The sequence below is a fragment of the Sphingomonas sediminicola genome, assembly GCF_049991885.1.
Classification (GTDB): domain Bacteria; phylum Pseudomonadota; class Alphaproteobacteria; order Sphingomonadales; family Sphingomonadaceae; genus Sphingomicrobium; species Sphingomicrobium sediminicola.
In genome coordinates this window covers 2,477,379-2,495,222 of record NZ_CP178916.1, presented here as the reverse complement: position 1 = coordinate 2,495,222, position 17,844 = coordinate 2,477,379, and the positions used below count along the sequence as shown (strand labels likewise).

The 17,844-nt window shown below is 62.6% G+C and carries 20 protein-coding genes; 12 read left to right on the top strand and 8 right to left on the bottom strand.

Translation table 11 applies throughout. The annotated features are described in order from the left end of the window. Window positions 1-89: 89 nt before the first annotated feature. Window positions 90-275 (top strand): PspC domain-containing protein, encoded by a 186-nt coding sequence (locus tag ACMC5O_RS13035; RefSeq protein WP_187708424.1) that lies wholly within the window; start codon window positions 90-92, stop codon window positions 273-275. A gap of 31 nt (window positions 276-306) precedes the next feature. After that, the gene (locus tag ACMC5O_RS13030) at window positions 307-741 is read left to right on the top strand and encodes a DUF1810 domain-containing protein (RefSeq protein WP_187708425.1); all 435 of its coding nucleotides are present in this window, start codon (window positions 307-309) and stop codon (window positions 739-741) included. 5 nt (window positions 742-746) lie between these two features. Here ACMC5O_RS13030 and ACMC5O_RS13025 read toward each other — a convergent pair whose 3' ends face one another. Next, a complete protein-coding gene (locus ACMC5O_RS13025; RefSeq protein WP_187708426.1) occupies window positions 747-1,259 on the bottom strand; it encodes a COG3650 family protein in 513 nt (170 codons plus the stop codon). Window positions 1,260-1,347: 88 nt separating this feature from the next. On the opposite strand from ACMC5O_RS13025, the gene ACMC5O_RS13020 reads away from it, so the two are divergent. Beyond that, complete coding sequence (locus ACMC5O_RS13020; RefSeq protein ID WP_187708427.1) at window positions 1,348-1,872, top strand: peroxiredoxin; 525 nt, start codon at window positions 1,348-1,350, stop codon at window positions 1,870-1,872. Here ACMC5O_RS13020 and ACMC5O_RS13015 read toward each other — a convergent pair. Continuing rightward, window positions 1,869-3,641 (bottom strand): AcrB/AcrD/AcrF family protein, encoded by a 1,773-nt coding sequence (locus ACMC5O_RS13015; RefSeq protein ID WP_187708428.1) that lies wholly within the window; start codon window positions 3,639-3,641, stop codon window positions 1,869-1,871. The two genes, ACMC5O_RS13020 and ACMC5O_RS13015, sit on opposite strands and share 4 nt — an antisense overlap. 69 nt (window positions 3,642-3,710) lie before the next feature. On the opposite strand from ACMC5O_RS13015, the gene ACMC5O_RS13010 reads away from it, so the two are divergent. Genes ACMC5O_RS13010 through ACMC5O_RS13000 form a run of 3 tightly spaced genes read left to right on the top strand, consistent with a single transcriptional unit; the run spans window position 3,711 to window position 5,811 of the window. Beyond that, window positions 3,711-4,133, top strand: a complete 423-nt coding sequence (locus tag ACMC5O_RS13010; protein ID WP_426692979.1) for a GtrA family protein — start codon at window positions 3,711-3,713, stop codon at window positions 4,131-4,133. Next, window positions 4,130-5,080 (top strand): glycosyltransferase family 2 protein, encoded by a 951-nt coding sequence (locus ACMC5O_RS13005; RefSeq protein ID WP_187708430.1) that lies wholly within the window; start codon window positions 4,130-4,132, stop codon window positions 5,078-5,080. Before ACMC5O_RS13010 ends, ACMC5O_RS13005 begins: the two co-directional genes overlap by 4 nt. After that, window positions 5,080-5,811, top strand: a complete 732-nt coding sequence (locus tag ACMC5O_RS13000) for a class I SAM-dependent methyltransferase (RefSeq protein ID WP_187708431.1) — start codon at window positions 5,080-5,082, stop codon at window positions 5,809-5,811. Before ACMC5O_RS13005 ends, ACMC5O_RS13000 begins: the two co-directional genes overlap by 1 nt. Here the strand turns inward: ACMC5O_RS13000 and ACMC5O_RS12995 are convergent. Next, on the bottom strand, window positions 5,747-7,375 hold the full coding sequence (locus ACMC5O_RS12995; protein WP_426692978.1) for a hypothetical protein: 1,629 nt from the start codon (window positions 7,373-7,375) through the stop codon (window positions 5,747-5,749). The genes ACMC5O_RS13000 and ACMC5O_RS12995 overlap by 65 nt on opposite strands. 172 nt (window positions 7,376-7,547) lie before the next feature. Between ACMC5O_RS12995 and ACMC5O_RS12990 the strand changes: the two genes are divergently transcribed. Then, window positions 7,548-8,165 carry an EF-hand domain-containing protein gene (locus tag ACMC5O_RS12990; protein WP_187708435.1) on the top strand — a complete coding sequence of 206 codons (618 nt, stop codon included), beginning with the start codon at window positions 7,548-7,550 and terminating at the stop codon, window positions 8,163-8,165. Between the two features lie 53 nt (window positions 8,166-8,218). Here the strand turns inward: ACMC5O_RS12990 and ACMC5O_RS12985 are convergent, their stop codons facing one another. The 4 genes from ACMC5O_RS12985 to ACMC5O_RS12970 are packed head-to-tail and all read right to left on the bottom strand — an operon-like array spanning window position 8,219 to window position 11,900. Further along, on the bottom strand, window positions 8,219-9,490 hold the full coding sequence (locus ACMC5O_RS12985) for a class I SAM-dependent methyltransferase (protein WP_426692977.1): 1,272 nt from the start codon (window positions 9,488-9,490) through the stop codon (window positions 8,219-8,221). Between the two features lie 57 nt (window positions 9,491-9,547). Further along, entirely contained in the window at window positions 9,548-10,723 is a 1,176-nt protein-coding gene (rlmN, locus tag ACMC5O_RS12980) for a 23S rRNA (adenine(2503)-C(2))-methyltransferase RlmN (RefSeq protein ID WP_187708436.1), read from the bottom strand. Between the two features lie 18 nt (window positions 10,724-10,741). Next, on the bottom strand, window positions 10,742-11,227 hold the full coding sequence (locus tag ACMC5O_RS12975; protein ID WP_187708437.1) for a hypothetical protein: 486 nt from the start codon (window positions 11,225-11,227) through the stop codon (window positions 10,742-10,744). A 19-nt stretch (window positions 11,228-11,246) separates the two neighbouring features. After that, complete coding sequence (locus ACMC5O_RS12970) at window positions 11,247-11,900, bottom strand: YggS family pyridoxal phosphate-dependent enzyme (protein ID WP_187708438.1); 654 nt, start codon at window positions 11,898-11,900, stop codon at window positions 11,247-11,249. A 62-nt stretch (window positions 11,901-11,962) separates the two neighbouring features. On the opposite strand from ACMC5O_RS12970, the gene ACMC5O_RS12965 reads away from it, so the two are divergent. Next, on the top strand, window positions 11,963-12,472 hold the full coding sequence (locus ACMC5O_RS12965; protein WP_187708439.1) for a thiamine phosphate synthase: 510 nt from the start codon (window positions 11,963-11,965) through the stop codon (window positions 12,470-12,472). Here the strand turns inward: ACMC5O_RS12965 and ACMC5O_RS12960 are convergent. Beyond that, window positions 12,469-13,143, bottom strand: a complete 675-nt coding sequence (locus ACMC5O_RS12960; protein WP_187708440.1) for a porin — start codon at window positions 13,141-13,143, stop codon at window positions 12,469-12,471. The genes ACMC5O_RS12965 and ACMC5O_RS12960 overlap by 4 nt on opposite strands. 220 nt (window positions 13,144-13,363) lie before the next feature. Between ACMC5O_RS12960 and ACMC5O_RS12955 the strand changes: the two genes are divergently transcribed. Genes ACMC5O_RS12955 through holA form a run of 4 tightly spaced genes read left to right on the top strand, consistent with a single transcriptional unit; the run spans window position 13,364 to window position 17,841 of the window. After that, window positions 13,364-13,798, top strand: coding sequence for a DUF3576 domain-containing protein (locus tag ACMC5O_RS12955; RefSeq protein ID WP_426692976.1), 435 nt, complete (start codon window positions 13,364-13,366; stop codon window positions 13,796-13,798). A gap of 10 nt (window positions 13,799-13,808) precedes the next feature. Then, the gene (gene leuS / locus ACMC5O_RS12950) at window positions 13,809-16,328 is read left to right on the top strand and encodes a leucine--tRNA ligase (RefSeq protein WP_222949990.1); all 2,520 of its coding nucleotides are present in this window, start codon (window positions 13,809-13,811) and stop codon (window positions 16,326-16,328) included. Continuing rightward, window positions 16,325-16,828, top strand: a complete 504-nt coding sequence (gene lptE, locus ACMC5O_RS12945) for an LPS assembly lipoprotein LptE (protein WP_187708442.1) — start codon at window positions 16,325-16,327, stop codon at window positions 16,826-16,828. Before leuS ends, lptE begins: the two co-directional genes overlap by 4 nt. Further along, the gene (gene holA / locus ACMC5O_RS12940) at window positions 16,825-17,841 is read left to right on the top strand and encodes a DNA polymerase III subunit delta (protein WP_187708443.1); all 1,017 of its coding nucleotides are present in this window, start codon (window positions 16,825-16,827) and stop codon (window positions 17,839-17,841) included. The genes lptE and holA overlap by 4 nt, the downstream gene beginning before the upstream one ends. The last annotated feature ends 3 nt before the right edge of the window (window positions 17,842-17,844 follow it).

Below are 17,844 nucleotides of genomic sequence, written 5' to 3'. Positions count from 1 at the left end.
AGCCGCTTTCATCACCGCCATGCTGTTCGTCAGCACCGCGACCAGCGCGTTCCCGATTGCGTAACGAACCTCAGCACAAGGAATTCGAAGTGAACGGTCGTTTTGTTCTCAACAGGACCCAAGGCAAGGTGATGGGCGTGGCCGCCGGCCTTGCCGACTGGACCGGCATCGATGCACTTCTGATCCGCCTCGGAATGGTCGCAGCGCTCCTGCTGACCGGGCCGGTGGTGATCCTGTTCTACGTTCTCACGGGATGGTTAGCGTCGGACCGTTGATCCCGCGCTAACCTTCCCTAACCTCTCATTTGTGATTGAGGGCCCGGATCCGTTTCAGCTGCAACGCTTCGTCCATGCCCAGCAAGGTACGTTCGAAATTGCGCTGACGGAATTGCAGACCGGAAGGAAACAGAGCCACTGGATCTGGTTCATCTTCCCGCAGCTCGCCGGACTGGGCCGAAGCCCAACCGCAACCGTCTATGGAATAGGGTCCATTCATGAGGCTCGCGCCTACCTGGACCACCCGGTCCTTGGAGACCGCTATCGCAAGGCGGTCGAGGCAATACTTTCCTGGGCCGACAGAAAATCCGCCGTTGAGGTCCTTGGCGAGGTCGACGCGATGAAGTTTCGATCGAGCCTCACTTTATTCGAGCGCGTATCGGGCGACCCGCTCTTCGCACGCGCCCTAGACGCATTTTACGATCGACCAGACCAAGCGACGCTTCAGCTTATCGGCCGCAACTAACCCAGCTACTCCGGCCCTGCGCAGCCCCGCCTTTCATCGCCTCCGATCTTCAGCGTTACAGCGATCGGATAGGTGCGGTCGGACATTCCATCGGAGCACCCCGCTTCGGGCCTCGTCGCCAGAATGAAGCGATCCTTGCCGAGCGATCCGCTCCACTCGCCTGTCTCTCGAGTGCCCGTGAACTTAGTCCAGATCCTGATGCCCTTCTGATTCTCCGGCGTGCTGTAGGTGACGCATCGGCCATCCACGTCGGCGCTCCAGAAGGGCTCCGTGCCCACCGCCTTCAGACGATTCGGGCCTATCTCCTTGCCGTTCTGGATCCTGCAGGGGCTTGCGCTCGATGGTGTTGCACTGTCCCGCGGGACAGCTTCTGCCACAACATTGCTTTCCGCAATTGGTGGGACAACCCGGTTGACCTGCTCGACCTCGTTCGCCGGTACTAAATTGCTCTCGGCCGCGTCGCGTTGGCCGCAGGCCGCCAACAATAAGCCAATCATCACGATGTTCGTGCGCCGCACCGATGACCCCTCTAGCTACAAACGGGAGCGATGTTGGCTTCTGCAACGTTCCTTGGCTAGGTTCCATCACCCGATAGAGGAGAGTCGCATGCGCAAGTGGCTAACGGCCTTCGTGATAGCCGCAGCAGTGGCAACGCCCGCAGCAGCTGCTCTACCAAATGGATCGAAGGCACCCGACTTCACCACCACGGGTGCCGTCGGCGGCAAGGCCTTCAAGCTTCACCTCGCGGACCAGCTCCGCAAGGGCCCGGTCGTGCTCTACTTCTTCCCTAAGGCATTCACTAAAGGCTGCACGCTGGAGGCTCACGCGTTCAGCGAAGCGGCGAAGGAATTCCGGAAAGCGGGAGCGCGGGTCATCGGAATGTCGGCGGACGACCTTCCGACGCTGCAACGTTTCTCGGTCGAGGCCTGCCGCAGTGCTTTCCCCGTGGCCACCGCGACTGTCGAAACGCAGAAGGCCTATGACGTGGCCTGGGCCGAGCATCCTGGGCTCACGACCCGGACATCCTACGTCATCGACCGCCGGGGTCGGATCGTCATGGTCCACGATGATCTCGACTGGAGCCAGCACGTCGCCAAGACGCTCGAGGCCGTAAAAGCGCTGAAGCGCTAGCGGTTCACCCGCCACATGCGGAATGGCGAATCCTTCGGAAGGCTGACGGGCGTCAGCCATGTCGGGACGCGGCCCTTCGAGAGCTGGCTGTAGAAGCCATTGGGCGCCTCGGATGTGAAGATCGTCGCGGAGGCCATGTTCGGGCAGACCAGCAAATAGTCGGAGCGGTACTTGGCCATGATCCGATGCGCCTGCGCCTCGTCGCCCCTGAATGCATTCATGACGTCAGCGATCTGATCTCCGTTGCGATGGTAAGGACCCGCTACGGCATCGTGATGGGTCACTGTGATGACTCTTGGGCCGAGATCGATGAAGGTGAAGACCATGCCCTTCGGCTGCTTCGCCACGGGTTTCAGGCCCCAAAGCGAAACGCACTGCCGGTTGGCCTTGTCGACTGCCAGCTCCACCGGCTTCTTCTTCCTCACCGGGTAGAAATAGCTCGCAGCGGGCGCCGCCGCGCCGAGACCCAACGCAACAAGCAGAAATGTTCCGAGAACGCGAACAGCTGAATTCTTTGATTTCCACGTCCAAGGCACCGCGGCCCATAGCAATGCAATCGCTCCAGCCAGGCCAAGGACCTGAGCTGCCGGGCCAGTCCGGGTCTGCCACAGCAGGAGCAATGTCGCGGCCGTAAGTGGTGCGGCCACCGCAAGGATCCGCCGCAACAGATCCGGATCCTGCCGCCGCGTCCAGGCGAGAAGAAACCAGCCGATCATGCCGGTCACGGGAATTGCAGCGACCGCGACCGCGGTCTGCCATCCATGGCGATAGAGAGGCCGCGCCTCGCGAACATGGCTCAGCCAAAGCCGCTCCACCTCGGGAGAAATGCCCTCGAGCCGCGAAAGGCAATGCGGCCACATCAATGCATGGAAGGCCGCGACCACGATACCCGCCGCTGCCGCCATGGCCAGGCGGCGTTTCCAGTCGGCCGGCGAGAACATTGTCAGGCCGAAAAGCAACGCCGAGCCCAGCAAGGCATCCGAAAGCCATACCGGGGAAAGCGCATCGCAGACCGGCGCGCGATTGGCGTACGAAGCGAAGACGATGAACCCGATCGCCGTCCCGCCGCCCATCGCAGCGGCATAGGTCGAGAGCCGCTTCCGTTCATTTGCATCAGAGACCCAAAAGAGCCCCATCGCCGCGCCGATGACCGCGATGTAGATCACCATTTCGAGGCCGATCCACAGTGACATTGCCGAGGCAATGCCGGCTACTGCCCCACCTCTTGCTCTCTTAGGATCAGCGACCCCAGCCACCGACAGCGCCAGCAGCGCTAGCTGCCACCCATGGTGGTCGATCCGTGCCGGCATGAACATCCCGGTGGCCGACCCGGCATAGAAGAGGGTGATGAAAGCGAGCGGATAGGCGCGACGATCAATGAGCCTCCGCGTAATCAGGGAGACCGAAACGAGGAGCAGCAGCAGCGGCAACATCGGTGCTATCGCGATAGCCGTGCGCTCAGCATCGACGCCGCCAACCAGCGGACGCAGCGCTAGGATGATCCCGGCGATCGGCAGGTCCACGAGCCGGGACCAGTGGATGTTAGCGCCGAAGGGCGGATTCAGCCGATACTGGCGAAGGTCGAACCAGTCCTGCCCCGCCAGCAGGGCCCGAACCTGGCTCATCCGCATATTGTCATCGGTATCAGGTAGCGAGAAATACTGGATCGTGTTCCAGCGATCCATCACGAAGTAGGTGCACAAGGCTAGCCAGGTGCCGACCACAACCCATTTCCAGTAGCGGTCGAGCAAATCGAAAACGCGGTCCAAGCCTTGCCTCTTTTTAAAGGGTTTCCTGCTGTAGCGGGGCGCGGCTACAGAGCAAGCAGACTGCCACGCATGACACTCTCCGAACTGCTACCACTCGATAAAGAGCATCGCGCCGTGCTGCTGCAGGCGGCGCGCTATGGGTTCGCAGGGTTCGTCATCACAGTGCTTTTCTCGATCAGCTACTGGGCGGTGACCGATTTGCTCGGCGTCGACCCAATGATCTCGCTGACCCTAGTCTTCCTCGTCTTCTCCGGAATATCCTATTTCGCCCACGGAGCCTTCAGCTTTCGGGGCCACGGGTCGAGGGATCAGCAGCATATCCGCGCAACCCGCTTCCTGTTAGTCAACATCATCGGTTTCCTGCTGAACCAGTTCTTCGTGTGGATGCTGGTCAAACAACTCGGCGGGCCGACGTGGTGGCCGATCATCCCCTTCATTTTCGTCACGCCATGGGTCACCTTCGCGTTGCACAGGCGATGGGTTTACGGATGAGAGCGCCCGTTCTTTCAATCATCGTGCCCGTCAAGGACGAAGAGGAGGCGATCGGCCCCTTCGTTGAACGCGTTGGCAGCGTCATAAGATCGCTCTCGGATCCTGCCGCGAAGAGCTTCGAAATCCTGTTCGTGGATGATGGAAGCAGCGACGACACGCTCAACCGCATCAAGCGCGCACACGAAGCCGATGACCGCGTTCGCGCAATCTCCTTCTCGCGAAATTTCGGGAAGGAAGCCGCGTTATCGGCTGGGCTCGACGAAGCGCTCGGCCAGGCAATTGTCCCGATGGACGTCGATCTGCAGGACCCGCCCGAAGTGCTCGGCGACATGATCGCCAAATGGCGCGAAGGATTTGAGATCGTCTACGGCGTCCGCAACGATCGCGAGACGGATAGCCTGCCCAAGCGACTTACTGCGGATCTTTATTACCGGGCTCACAATTGGATGAGCGACGACAAGATCCCGGAGCATGCCGGCGATTTTCGCTTGCTCGATCGCAAGGTCGTCGACGTCATTCGGGCGATGCCCGAGCGGACCCGGTTCATGAAGGGACTCTTCGCCTGGGCAGGCTTCCGCCAGGCGTCCGTCTCGTACCGCCGAGAACAGAGGCAGCACGGCCAGACCAAGTTCAATTACTGGAAGCTTTGGACCTTTGCGCTGGACGGCATCACATCAGCTTCAACGGCGCCCCTCCGCATCTGGAGCTATCTCGGCGGGATCGTCGCAATGCTCGCACTTTTCTACGCCATCTTCGTGACGATCCGCACTTTGATCTTCGGCGTCCAGGTTCCGGGCTATGCCTCGCTGATGGTCGCGATCTTGTTCCTCGGAGGCCTCCAACTTCTCTCGCTCGGAATCCTGGGTGAATACGTGGGCCGCATTCTCGTCGAGACAAAGCACCGGCCGCTGTACATCGTTCGAGAGCGGATCGGCGGGGACGATTGATGGAAGCACAAGTCTACGAGAGAATGGCGGAGCTGGATTCGGACCATTGGTGGTTCGTTGCTCGCCGCGACATTCTCCAGAACCTCATCGAGCGTATCGTCCGGCCGCCAAAGAATGCCCGCATCCTCGAGATCGGATGCGGCACCGGTCACAACCTCGCGATGCTGTCGAAATTTGGGCGCGTCGAAGCGACCGAGATGGACAAGACCGCGCGGGAACTCGCAACCAAGAGGCTGGGTCGAGCCGTGACCGACGCGGCACTGCCCGATTTGTCGGCCTGGCCGACGGACCAATTCGATTTGGTCGCGCTGCTCGACGTACTTGAGCACGTTCCCGATGACCGCAGCGGCCTGGTGGCCATCCGCGAACGGCTGAAGCCAGGCGGGAAGCTTCTCGTGACCGTTCCGGCGAACAAGTGGATGTGGAGCGCGCACGACGTCGCTCACCACCACCATCGGCGTTACGGCAAGGACGAGCTTCGAAATGTCGCTCGCGAATGCGGATTCGAAGTCGACCTGCTGTCGCCCTTCAATAGCCTCCTGTTTCCGCTGATTGCAGCCGTTCGCGCCGCCGGAAAGGTCACCGGGCGCGAGAGCGCAGACGATGCAATGCCTCCCAGGCCAGTGAACTCGATTCTGAAAGGCGTGTTTGGGCTTGAGGCGGGACTTATCGGGCGGCTGCCGCTTCCCTTTGGGGTGTCGCTGGTCGCTGTTCTGCGCCGGCCGGCCTAATCCGATACAGCTCGGACCGCGGGCCGGTCCAGACAAGCTCCAATCCTCTGACGTAGCGCGGATCGTACGGAGGCACGTCGATCAGCCAAAGGAAATCGAAGTCCTCGCGGGGAAGGCGCTCCAGCGCCTGATGTATCGTCCAGTCGCCGCGGAGCTGATTGTTCCTGATTTCCCAGGGGCGTGGCTTTGCGCAGTTGAACGGCCGAACGATTTCCGATGGATCTACCGCGAATGGCCCCGGCCTCGTGTACCGAAGCTCAAGAAGGTTGGTGCCGGCAATCGTCCACTGGTCGTTCGAAAAGCCATGTCGGCGGACGATCACCATCGCGCCGATGTGGCTGTTGCGGGGCATAGCCCAGCGATCCAGGCAACCTTGGCCGACCAGGCTAGCAACCCGGGAACCCATCGGGATGTGATCGAGCGCCTTCAGCTTCGCTTGCTGGTCATTGGAAGCCATCGCCAGGCTTACAGTCACGGCCGCTATATGAACCACGTAGAACATCAGGCCGAGGACGGCGAAGACCTGCGCGGTCCGGTAATGCGTCTCCGATCGGAATCGAATTGCGAGGAGTGGTAAGGCGAACAAGAACGGCGCAAGCCGCATGTCTGCATAAGCCGACGCGAAGATGATGCGCGGCAGCAGAACATAGACCGCAATCAGCACCAAGGCAGAAAAGCCGAGGTTGCGGGAAAAACCCAGCCGAGGGTTGCGAAGTGCTTCGAACAGGACGGCAACGAGGGCAAACATCGACCACCACTCGAAGCTCTTCCATCGATCGCGGAAGATGCTGTTGATCCAAGCGAGCTTCGCATCCCAGTTGAACCAGTCTTCGGTGCCACCCGCCGGTGCCGCCGAGCGCCAGGCGAGCATGAAGACCAAGGGCAGCGCCATCGTCGACGCGTGCAGAGCCGCGTTGAATCCGGACTTGAGCCAGCCCTTGCCATGATCGTGCTGACGGACCGCTTCAGCCGAGAATGCTAGCAGCCCGAGCGTCCCCCAACCGAACGTGTGCGTGAAGAAGATGACGATCGAGATCGGTACGAAGAGCCATGCCCTAAGCTTGGTCTTCCCCAGCCTTCCCAGCCGAAGCCAAAGACCGAAGGCGAGAAAGGCAAGCGCCATGGACAGCGAGAAATTGGCGAACCCGAACAGGAACGGATGGCTGTAGACGAGCGGCAGGGCGAAGAATGCCGTCGGCGGCACCCGATTATGGACCTCACGCGCGACCCACAGGAATCCAGCCACGGTCAAAGGGGGGATCGCGAGGACGATCAGCTTTACGGAAAGCTCCAGCCCCAACAGGGGCGCGAGCACCTCGACGAGTAGATCGACACCCAGGTTCCCAATCGGCGCCCAGTGAAACCCGTAATATTGCGACAGCCAAGGCGAGGTCGCGACGTCCAGCTGCACCCGGTAGCGACCCAAGTGGCCGAACAGGTCCACGAGCGGTGGGATCGGCGGATAAAGCAAAGGCACGACGGAAAGCAGGATCAGTGCCGCAAGGAAGCTGCGGCGTTCCCACCAGGGCCGCGGGCCTAGCGGCCGCGGAGGGGCAGCGGTCATGGGAGTCATGTTCAACCGGCCGACCTCATTGCGCAGTCGCTCGATTGGACATTGTCAGCATACCCCTTGGCCATCGCGACGGCCCCTTGCCACGACAGCAGCGGCGCATTCAACATCGATACAGCTTCAGCTTGTTAATCGAACGCGGCTCTTTCTGCGAGGAGGCAGTCGAATGAAGAGGCTTTGGATTGGTGGCGCGATGTTGCTCGCCTCTGCGGCGGCGATAGCTCAAGTTGCTCCGAGCGCGGCCCCACAAGCACCTGCCCAGCCGATGGCGGCCAAGGTGCATACCCGGGCAGAAGTTCAGGCGAAAGTGGCAGAGCATTTTGCTAAGGTCGATGCGAACCATGATGGCGTGGTGACGAAGGCCGAGGCTGATGCCGCCGCTCAGGCATTTCGCGGTAAATGGTCAGAACGGGCGAAGGACCGCCGCGACGACCGCGGAGACCGGATGTTCGATCGGCTCGATTCCAATCGAGATGGCTCCGTCAGCCGCGCGGAATGGGATGCCGGTCAGGCACAGCACGAGCAGCGCATCGCTTCGCACGATCGTGACGGCGGCGGCCGTCGCGATGGGCATAAGCCCGGAGGCATGCACGGGATGAGCGGCTTCTCGGGTCACATGTTCGAGATGGCCGACTCCAACAAGGATGGGCGCATCACTCTACAAGAGGCGCAGGCGGCCGCCTTGCGCCACTTCGACATGGCCGACGCCAATCGCGACGGCCAGATCACCCCGGATGAGCGCAAGCAGATGCACGAGCGCATGCGCGCAGAGCATCACAGCTAAGGACTGTCCAGATCGAAGATTTTTTGGGGCTCGGCGATTTTCGCCGGGCCCTTTTATTTGACGGGCTCGGGAGCGACCGTCTTCTTGCGATTGGCGCCCTTCGCGGGCGCGGCTCCGAGCTTACGATACCGTTGCTCGGCTTCGGCCATATAGTCGCGCGTGATCGGTAGCGCGTTGCGGTCACGGATGTATTGCACCTGGTAGTTGCAGGCCGCGCCGCTCTCGAACATCACGATCCCGCCGGCGAGATAGAATTCCCACATCCGGAAGAAGCGCTCGTCGTAGAGCTTGATCACCTCCGCACGCTCCGCGGTGAAACGCTTCAGCCATTCCCGCAAAGTCAAGGCGTAGTGGAGGCGAAGCGTCTCGATATCGCTGGCGATAAGCCGGACCTTTTCGCTCCCCGACGACATCTGCGACAGGCTCGGCAAGTGATAGCCGGGGAAAATCCATTTGTCGGTGAACGGGTCCGGCTGTCCCGCGCCGCCGAGCTTGCCGATGGTGTGGAGCAGCATCACTCCGTCATCGGTCAGCAACTCGCGGCACTTGGCGTAGAATTCCTCGTAGTGGGCCGCGCCGACATGCTCGAACATGCCGACCGAGACGATGCGATCAAAGGGGCCGTGGAGATGACGATAGTCGATCAGCTGGAAGCGCACGCGGTCGGCTACACCCGCTTCCTCGGCCCGGCGGCGCGCGACCTTCAATTGCTCTTCGGACAAGGTAATTCCGAGGACGTCCACGTCGGCGACGCGGTTCAGGTAAAGCGCCATCCCGCCCCAACCACAGCCGATGTCGAGAACCCGCTGGCCTGGCTTCAGATAGAGTTTGGCGGCGATGTGCGCCTTCTTGTCCTCCTGCGCCTGCTCGAGCGAATTGGACGGCTCTGTAAAATAGGCGCAGCTGTATTGCAGGTCGCGGTCGAGGAAGAGCTCGTATAGCTGGTTCCCTACATCATAATGGTGCGCGACGTTTCGCCGAGACTTGGTGGGGTCATTGCGCCGAAAGAAGCGCTTCAGCCACCTCCCCTTGCCCTTGCCTAGCGCCTTGCGCTTGCCTTTCTCCCAAGGCTTTGCCCCGACGATCAGCTCCAGGAGATCCAGGATGGTGCCGTCTTCGATCGTGACCCGGCCATCCATGTAGAGCTCGCCGAGCTTGAGACGCGGATTGCGGAAGAGCTCGAGCGCCGCTCGCCGATCGTGGAGGCGCACCGCAACGTGCTTGCCGCCGCCGGGACCGTAGGTCTCCCGACCGCCGTCGGCCTGGACAATCGTGATGCTGCCGATCGGCAGGATCTGTTCAATGAAACGCCCGATCAACGCCATGCACACCTCCAAAGAGTGAAGCCGATGTGCCACGCCAGGCAGGCGCGGGCAAATGGGTCAGGCGGGCTCGCGAGCCTTGCGCTTGCGCTCCGCGGCTGTCTTCAGCTGGCCGCAGGCAGCATCGATGTCACGGCCGCGCGGCGTCCGGACTGGAGCCGAAATGCCCGCTTCGAACACGATATTGCTGAAAGCCTTGATCCGCTCAGGCGTCGAGCATTCGTAGGGCGCGCCCGGCCAGGGGTTGAACGGTATCAGATTCACCTTCGCCGGCAGACGATATTGCCGAATCAGCCGGACGAGCTCGCGGGCATCCTCGTCGCTGTCGTTCTTGTCCTTCAGCATCACATATTCGAACGTGATTCGGCGCGCGTTGTTCGCGCCCGGATAAGCCGCGCACGCCTCCAGCAATTGCTCGATCCCGTACTTGCGGTTGAGCGGCACGATCTCGTCGCGGACTTCCTTGGTCACCGCATGCAGCGACACGGCGAGATTCACGCCAATCTCCTCGCCGGCGCGGTCCATCATCGGAACGACGCCGCTGGTCGACAGCGTGATACGGCGCTTCGACAGGCCGAGGCCGTCGCCGTCCATTACGATCTTCAGCGCATCGCGGACGTTCTCGAAATTGTAGAGTGGCTCACCCATACCCATCATGACGATGTTGGTCAGCATCCGGCCCTCGGGCTGGCTCGGCCATTCACCTAGCGCGTCGCGGGCGAGCATGACCTGGCCGACGATCTCAGACGGCTCGAGGTTGCGAACCAGCTGCATGGTGCCGGTATGGCAGAAACGGCAGTTGAGCGTGCAGCCGACCTGGCTCGACACGCACAGCGTCCCGCGGTCGGCATCCGGAATGAAGACCATTTCGAATTCGTGGCCATCGTGGGTCTTCAGCAGCCATTTGCGCGTGCCGTCTGTTGAGACTTGCGCCTCGACGACCTCGGGCCGGGCGATCGCGAAGCGTTCAGCGAACCACGGCCGCTGGGCCTTGGCGATGTCGCTCATCGCCTCAAAGTCGGTGACGCCGCGATTGTAGATCCAGTGCCAGACTTGCTTGGCGCGGAGCTTGGCCTGCTTCGGCTCGAGCCCGGCCTCTTCGAATGTCGCGCGAATCTGGCCCTTCGAGAGACCGACAAGCTCGGCCTTGCCGTCGGCGCGCGGCGTCGCAGCCCTGGGCACGGGCACAGGGTCGACGGGGCCGGGGATCGGCATGATGGCAGTGTCGGCACTCATGGCAGGCGGCCCATCTAGTTATCGGCGCTGCATTTTGCCAGCACAGCGAGCGGCGGCGGCATCGATTGCAGTGGGAGCGCCCTCCAGCAGGTAGCGATCGACGAAGCGGCCGCCAGCCTGATCGCGCGAATCGACACGCATTCCGCCGGCGGCGCGAACAGCCGCGATGATGGCTGCTTCCTGCGCTGGATCGCGGCTCCAAGCCCATCCGCGCCCGGCGACGAGCAGGAACGGCTGGTCGCCGACGGTGAGGATGACGGTCGATCCCTGCCGAGGCATTCGGCTCAGCTGCGCGAAGAACTGGCCGCGCCTTGGCCCGGCGGCGTCGAACGCGAAGCCCGCGCGAGCCTGCACCTTCCCCTTCTGGGCGATGCGAAGTGAACGGCTACCAGCCTCACAGCTGTGGCCCCGGTCGAGCGCGACCCATTGGCCGCCCGCGAACAGCAGGTCTGCCGCCGACACGGGGACAGCAAAAAGCAGAAGCAGGGTGGGAAGCCAGCGCATGCAGGCAACCTAGCCGGGACTAGTCCTCGAACAAGGCGGTTCCGATTCGGACCGATGTCGCGCCGAGCATGATCGCGGCTTTGAAGTCACCCGACATGCCCATGCTGAGCCCTTCGACGGAGTGCTCCCGCGCCAACTTGGCGAGCAAGGCGAAGAAGGGGGCGGGTTCGACGCCCAGCGGCGGGATCGCCATCAGGCCAGCGAGCGGCAAAGCGGATGAGCGCGCCGCTTGGACCAGCGAGCCGACTTCGCCGATCGGGCAGCCACCTTTCTGCTCCTCTTCGCCAATGTTCACCTGGACGTACATAGACGGTCGTCGATCAATCTTATCGGCCTCCTTGACCAAGGCATCGAGCAGGGAGAGGCGGTCGACCGAATGGATCGCGTCAAACAATTTTACGGCCTCGGTTGCTTTGTTCGACTGAAGCCTGCCGATGCAGTGAAGGTGGATTCCAGGATCGCGCGCCAGGAGGGTTGGCCACTTTTCAAGCGCTTCCTGGACTCGACTTTCGCCGAAGTCGCGTTGTCCCGCAGCGATTAGCGCTTCGACTTCATCGGATGAGCGGGTCTTGCTGACGGCAATCAGCTTGACGTCAGCCGCCTTCCGCCCGGCGAGCTTCGCGACGGAGGCGATCTCGTCGAGGATTTTCTGTCGTCGCTCGGCAGCAGTCATGACACGCGGCTATAGGAAGCGGCATGATTCCCCGCCAGAGACCTTGGCCGCGTGCATGGCTGATGACCGACGAACGGATGGGCGAGCGGCTCTGGACCGCGATCGATCGGCTGCCGGCCGAATCCGGGATCGTGTTCCGGCACCATTCAACGCCTCCGGACACCCGGGCCATGCTTGCAGAACGAATCGCGGAGTTCTGCCGTCGACAGAACCTGACACTTGCGGTCGCAGGAGACGCTGGTCTGGCCCGATCGATCGGCGCCGACCTCGTCCACAATCCTACACGATCGTCCGGCCTGCCGTTTTCGAGACCGATTCACTCGATGGCTGAAGCAGAGGCTGCAAATGCCGAAGGCGCTTCGTTGGTCTTTGTCTCGGCTGTCTTCGTGACCCGATCACATCCCGGCCGCGAACCATTGGGCGTCGCCAAGGCGGCAGAAATTGCCCGCGCCGCAGCGGCTCCGGCGATCGCGCTTGGAGGCATGACCGCGCTGAATTTCACGCAACTGGAGCGTGAGGGTTTTTACGGCTGGGCTGGGATCGACGCCTGGCTAGGCGACGAAGGCGCTTAGAACTTGAACGCCGTTCCGACGTAGACTGCCTGGCTATCGCGGCGATTGTCGTTCACCACCGCATTACGGTCGCGCTCGACATTGTAGCGCAGGCCACCAGTCAGCGAGAGGCTGCGGGTCAGGTTATAGGCGCCGCCGACATCCAGCGAGTAGTTCTCGCGGTCGCGGAGCGCCGGCACCCGATCATCATCGCGCTCAGCGCCCACTGCCACGCGGCCGGTGAATCGCTTGAGCGAATAGCTGACGCCCACGACGGCGCTTTGCTTGCTGCCGATTGCCGGGTTGCGCGAGTCGGTCTTGGCGACATCGCCGGCGACTGCGAACCGGCGCCAGCCAACGGCCACGCCGAGATTGTAGCTGGCGGGAGTAAGCGCGGTGATCGGCGAGGCCGAACCGAATTCGGTCTTGGTCCGAAGCGCCGCATCCGGACGGGCCCGGATTGCCACCCGGACCTGGGACGGACGGCTCTTGGCTGCGGCAGGAGTGAACTTGAAATCGGTCAGCGACAGACCGCGCTCGCCAAACGAAGCGGCGAGCTTGGGGTCCGCACCCGCTGGGGTGAAGGTCGAAAGCGGGTCGAAGCTTACAGCGACGGCCGGAGCTTTCTTCCTTGCCGGAGCAGCGGCCGCGGGCGACAGAAGTAGACCCACCGCGGAAACCGCGGCGAGCATCTTAGCGCTCCGGGAACGACCGAGACTCGGCAATTCAAACCTCCTGTTACGAATTCGATATAGTCGGGCGAGCCTGAAGGTTCCATGACGCAAATCGATTCCGTGCCGTATTGTTGCAGACTCAACACAGAATCCCGGTCTCACGGCTGCTTGCGGCTATTCATCCAGTATCTATAAGCCCCTTCCTAAGCCCCTTTATCCCTGCCCAAGAGGATTGCCGATGCTCCGCCTGAAGACCGCCGCTGCTGCGCTCCTTGTCATCGCCGTGGCCGCGCCGGGCTGCTCCCGCAACCGCGACGTGCCCGTCGAGCTGGCTCCGTCGCGAATGACCACAATCGGCGTGAACGCCTATCTCTGGCGCGCCGCGCTCGACACCATTTCCTTCGCTCCGTTGCTGCAGGCCGATGCCAACACCGGGGTGATCATCACCGACTGGTATTCGAATCCCAACTTGCCGACCGAGCGGGTTAAGGTCACGGTCGCGATCCTCGACCAGGACCTTCGCGCCGACGCCCTTCGCGTCACGGCCTCGCGCCAGGTCAACCAGGGCGGCGCCTGGGTGAACGCTCCGGTTTCCGCCGCGACCGTCCAAAAGCTTGAGGACATCATCCTCACCCGTGCCCGCGACCTTCGCCGCACGACCGTCAGGGGGTAAGGCCGAGCATATGACCGGCCGTTTCGATCCGGCCGTCGCGGACATCCGCTGGCAGGCCCGCTGGGACGAAGCCCAAAGCTTCGTTGCCGATACCGCGAGCCCGAAGCCCAAGACCTATGTGCTGGAGATGTTCCCCTATCCGTCGGGGCGCATCCACATGGGCCACGTCCGCAACTACACGATGGGCGACGTGCTTGCGCGCTTCCGCCGGATGCAGGGACGCGAGGTCCTTCACCCAATGGGCTGGGACGCGTTCGGCATGCCGGCCGAGAATGCGGCTATGGAACGTGGAGTCCATCCCGGCGCCTGGACCCGAAGCAACATCGACACGATGCGCGGACAGCTGAAGCGGCTGGGCTTTGCGCTCGACTGGAGCCGCGAGCTCGCCACCTGCGAGCCCGACTATTACGGGCACGAGCAGGCCCTGTTCCTCGACTTGTTCGAGGCAGGCCTAGTCTATCGCAAGGAGAGCGAGGTCAACTGGGATCCGGTCGACATGACCGTCCTCGCCAATGAGCAGGTGATCGATGGCAAGGGCTGGCGCTCGGGCGCGCCTGTCGAGCGCCGGCGTCTCTCGCAGTGGTTCCTCAAGATCACCGACTTCGCCGACGAACTCCTTGACGGGCTCGGCGAGCTCGAGAACTGGCCCGACAAGGTCAAGCTGATGCAGGAGAACTGGATCGGAAAAAGCCGCGGCCTGCAGTTCCGGTTTCGCTTGGCAGAAGCGGCCGACGGAATCGACAAGATCGAGGTCTACACTACTCGTCCGGACACAATCTTTGGCGCCAGCTTCGTCGCGATCGCCCCAACGCATCCGATCGCCGAGGCGATTACCGCTCGCGATCCGAAGGCCGCCGAATTCATCGCCGAATGCAAGCGCGGCGGCACCAGCGCGGCCGAGATCGAAACGGCCGAAAAGAAGGGTTTCCTGACCCCGATCGAGGCTATCCACCCGCTTGATTCGAACTGGCGTCTCCCAGTCTACATCGCGAATTTCGTCCTCATGGAATATGGCACCGGCGCGATCTTCGGCGTTCCGGCCCATGACCAGCGCGACTTCGAATTCGCCTCCAAATACCGCCTCCCGATCAAACGCGTCGTTGCAGCGAACGCGGAAGAGGCCGGCCAGCCGATCGTCGGAGAGGCCGAGTCGATGGATGGCATCGCGGTCAACTCAGAGTTTCTCGACGGCCTGACGACCGAGCAGGCAACCGCCGAGATCATCCGCCGGGCCGAGGCGGGCGGATGGGGCGAAGGCAAGACCGCCTTCCGCCTTCGCGACTGGGGCGTTTCGCGCCAGCGTTACTGGGGCACTCCGATTCCGATCATTCACTGCGGCAAGTGCGGGGCGGTGCCGGTACCGCGTGACCAGCTTCCTATCGTGCTCCCAGAGGATGTCAGCTTCGACAGGCCGGGAAATCCCCTCGACCGTCACGACGCCTGGCGGAACGTCTCATGCCCCTCGTGCGGCGGGTTGGCGCGGCGCGAGACCGACACTCTCGACACATTCGTCGATTCGAGCTGGTACTTCATCCGGTTCGCAAGCGAGCCGGCCGACAAGCCCTTCGATCGTGGTGAGGCCGAGCAATGGCTGCCAGTCGACCAATATATCGGCGGCGTCGAACACGCGATCCTTCACCTACTCTATGCTCGCTTCTGGACGCGCGCCCTCAACCGCATTGGCCGGATTGGAATGAGCGAGCCGTTCAAGGGTCTGTTCACCCAAGGGATGGTCACGCACGAGACCTATCGCGCTGGCGATGGAAGCTGGCTCAGCCCTGACGAAGTCCGCCGCGACGGCGACGACTGGACTCACATTGAAAGCGGTGCGCCCGTCACTCTCGGCCGCGTCGAGAAGATGTCCAAGTCTAAGCGCAATACGATCGATCCTGAGCCGATCATCGCGCGCTACGGCGCTGACGCTGTCCGGTGGTTCATGCTTTCCGACAGCCCGCCGGAGCGAGATCTCGAATGGTCTGAAGGCGGAATCGAAGGCGCAGCCCGCTTCGTACAGCGCGTGTGGCGACTGGCGTCGAGTGACGCCGTTTCAGAAGGCTCGGACGAAGCGCTGGAGCGAAAGCTACATCGGGCGATCGCGGCGGTCACCGAGGCGCTCGATGGACTTCAGTTCAACAAGGCCGTGGCGCAGCTCTACGAACTGACCAGCGCGATCGAGAAGGCGAAGCCGTCGGCAATGCGTTCGAAGGCCATCAGGATTCTTGTTCAGCTGGCAGCGCCTGCCGCTCCTCACCTCTCTGAGGAGGCTTGGGCTGCGCTCGGTGAAACCGGAATGATCGTGGACGCACCGTGGCCCCAATTCGACCCTGCCCTGCTGGTCGAAGACGAAGTCACGCTCGCAATTCAAGTCAACGGCAAGCTCCGCGACACGTTGAACGCACCGCGGGGGCTCGACCGAGGAGCAGCCGAAGCGCTCGCGCTGGCTTCCGAGAAGGTACAGCGGTTGCTCGACGGCAATGCGCCGCGGAAGGTGATCGTAGTGCCCGACCGGTTGGTGAATATCGTCGCATGACGCGCGGCCTCGCCCTTCTCGTGTTGGCGGGTTTTGCCGTGACTGGCTGCCAGTTGCAGCCGCTCTATGCCGGAGGGTCGACCGGCCCGGTCGCCACAACCCTGTCGTCCGTGACGGTTGCCCCGATTGAGGGCCAGGTTGGTTGGCTCGTCTTCAACAAGCTGAAGGATCGCCTAGCGGCGTCAGGAGCCGGCGAGGCCCGGTACCGACTGAACGTCGAGCTCGACGACGACATCGTCGGTCTTGGCATTCGCGGTGACCGTGCAGTCACCCGCGAGCGCCGCTCGCTACGTGCACGCTACCAGCTTGTCGACACCAGCACCGGGGCTGTCGTTCTCGACGCCACGGCTGGATCTGATGCGGGCATCGACGTCGTCAGCTCCGAATATGCAACCGTCGCCGCCGAGCAAACCGCCGCGGAGCGCCTGTCCGAGGCGGTCGCCGACCAGATCGTCGCCCGGCTGAGCGTTTACGCGTCGCGAGCGCCTGCGGCCCAGTGAAAACGATCAAGGGCAGTATCGGCCGCTCGGTCGACGATCCTGATCCGAAGGTCCGCTTCTATCTCTTCCACGGGGCGGACGAAGCTCAATCCTCCGCGCTCGGCGATCGGCTTGCCGCTGCTCTGAAGGCCTCCAAACAATCCGTCGCGTCGGGCGTGTTGCGCGGCGATCCCGCACTTCTCGCTGACGAGGCAGGCGCCATTGACATGTTTGGCGGTTCCAAAGTCATTGTCATCCAGCCCGCCGGCGAGGAAATTCTTCCTGCCGTTGAAGCCTTGCTGGAAGCGGCGGCAGCCGAAAGCCCAGTCGTCGCGATTGCTGGAAAACTCGGCAAGACCTCGGGACTATTGAAGGTCGCGGAGTCTCACCCTCTAGCCCTCGCCCACGTATCGTACGAACTGGATGCCCGCGACGCCGAGCGACTGGTCGTGGAGCTTGCCAGAACTGAGGGTCTGCGTGCCCAGCCGGATGTAGCAGCGAGCATTGCGAGCGCATGCGCGAATGACCGGCGGATGATTTCCCAGGAACTCGCGAAGTACGCTCTCTATCTTGACGCATCGCCGAACGCGCCGAAGGACCTGGGGAGCGAGGCGCTCGATGCCGTCGGCGCGGACCTGGGCGGCGATTTCATGGGCATCGCCGATCTTGCGCTCGGCGGCGACGTGCGACGGCTCAGCGACGCTTTATCCCGGATGGACGCGAGCGGTAAGGAGGCGATTCCGGTCGTCCGTTCCCTTCAGAGACGATTGCTGATGCTCGCACCCATTCGCGCCCGTGTTGACTCGGGTGAGAGGATTCAAAGCGTCATGACGTCACTCGGTAAGTCCCTGTTCTGGAAAGACAAGCCGATGGTCGAACGCATGCTCGCATTATGGGACTCGGCTGGGTTGGCCCGCGTCTCGGAGAGAGCAGGCACGCTTGAGCGTCGACTGATGCGCGGTGATTCGCCACCGGCTGCGGAGGCGCTTGGTGAAGAATTGGTCGCGATCGCCCGGCAGGCGCGCCGCGGATAGAGG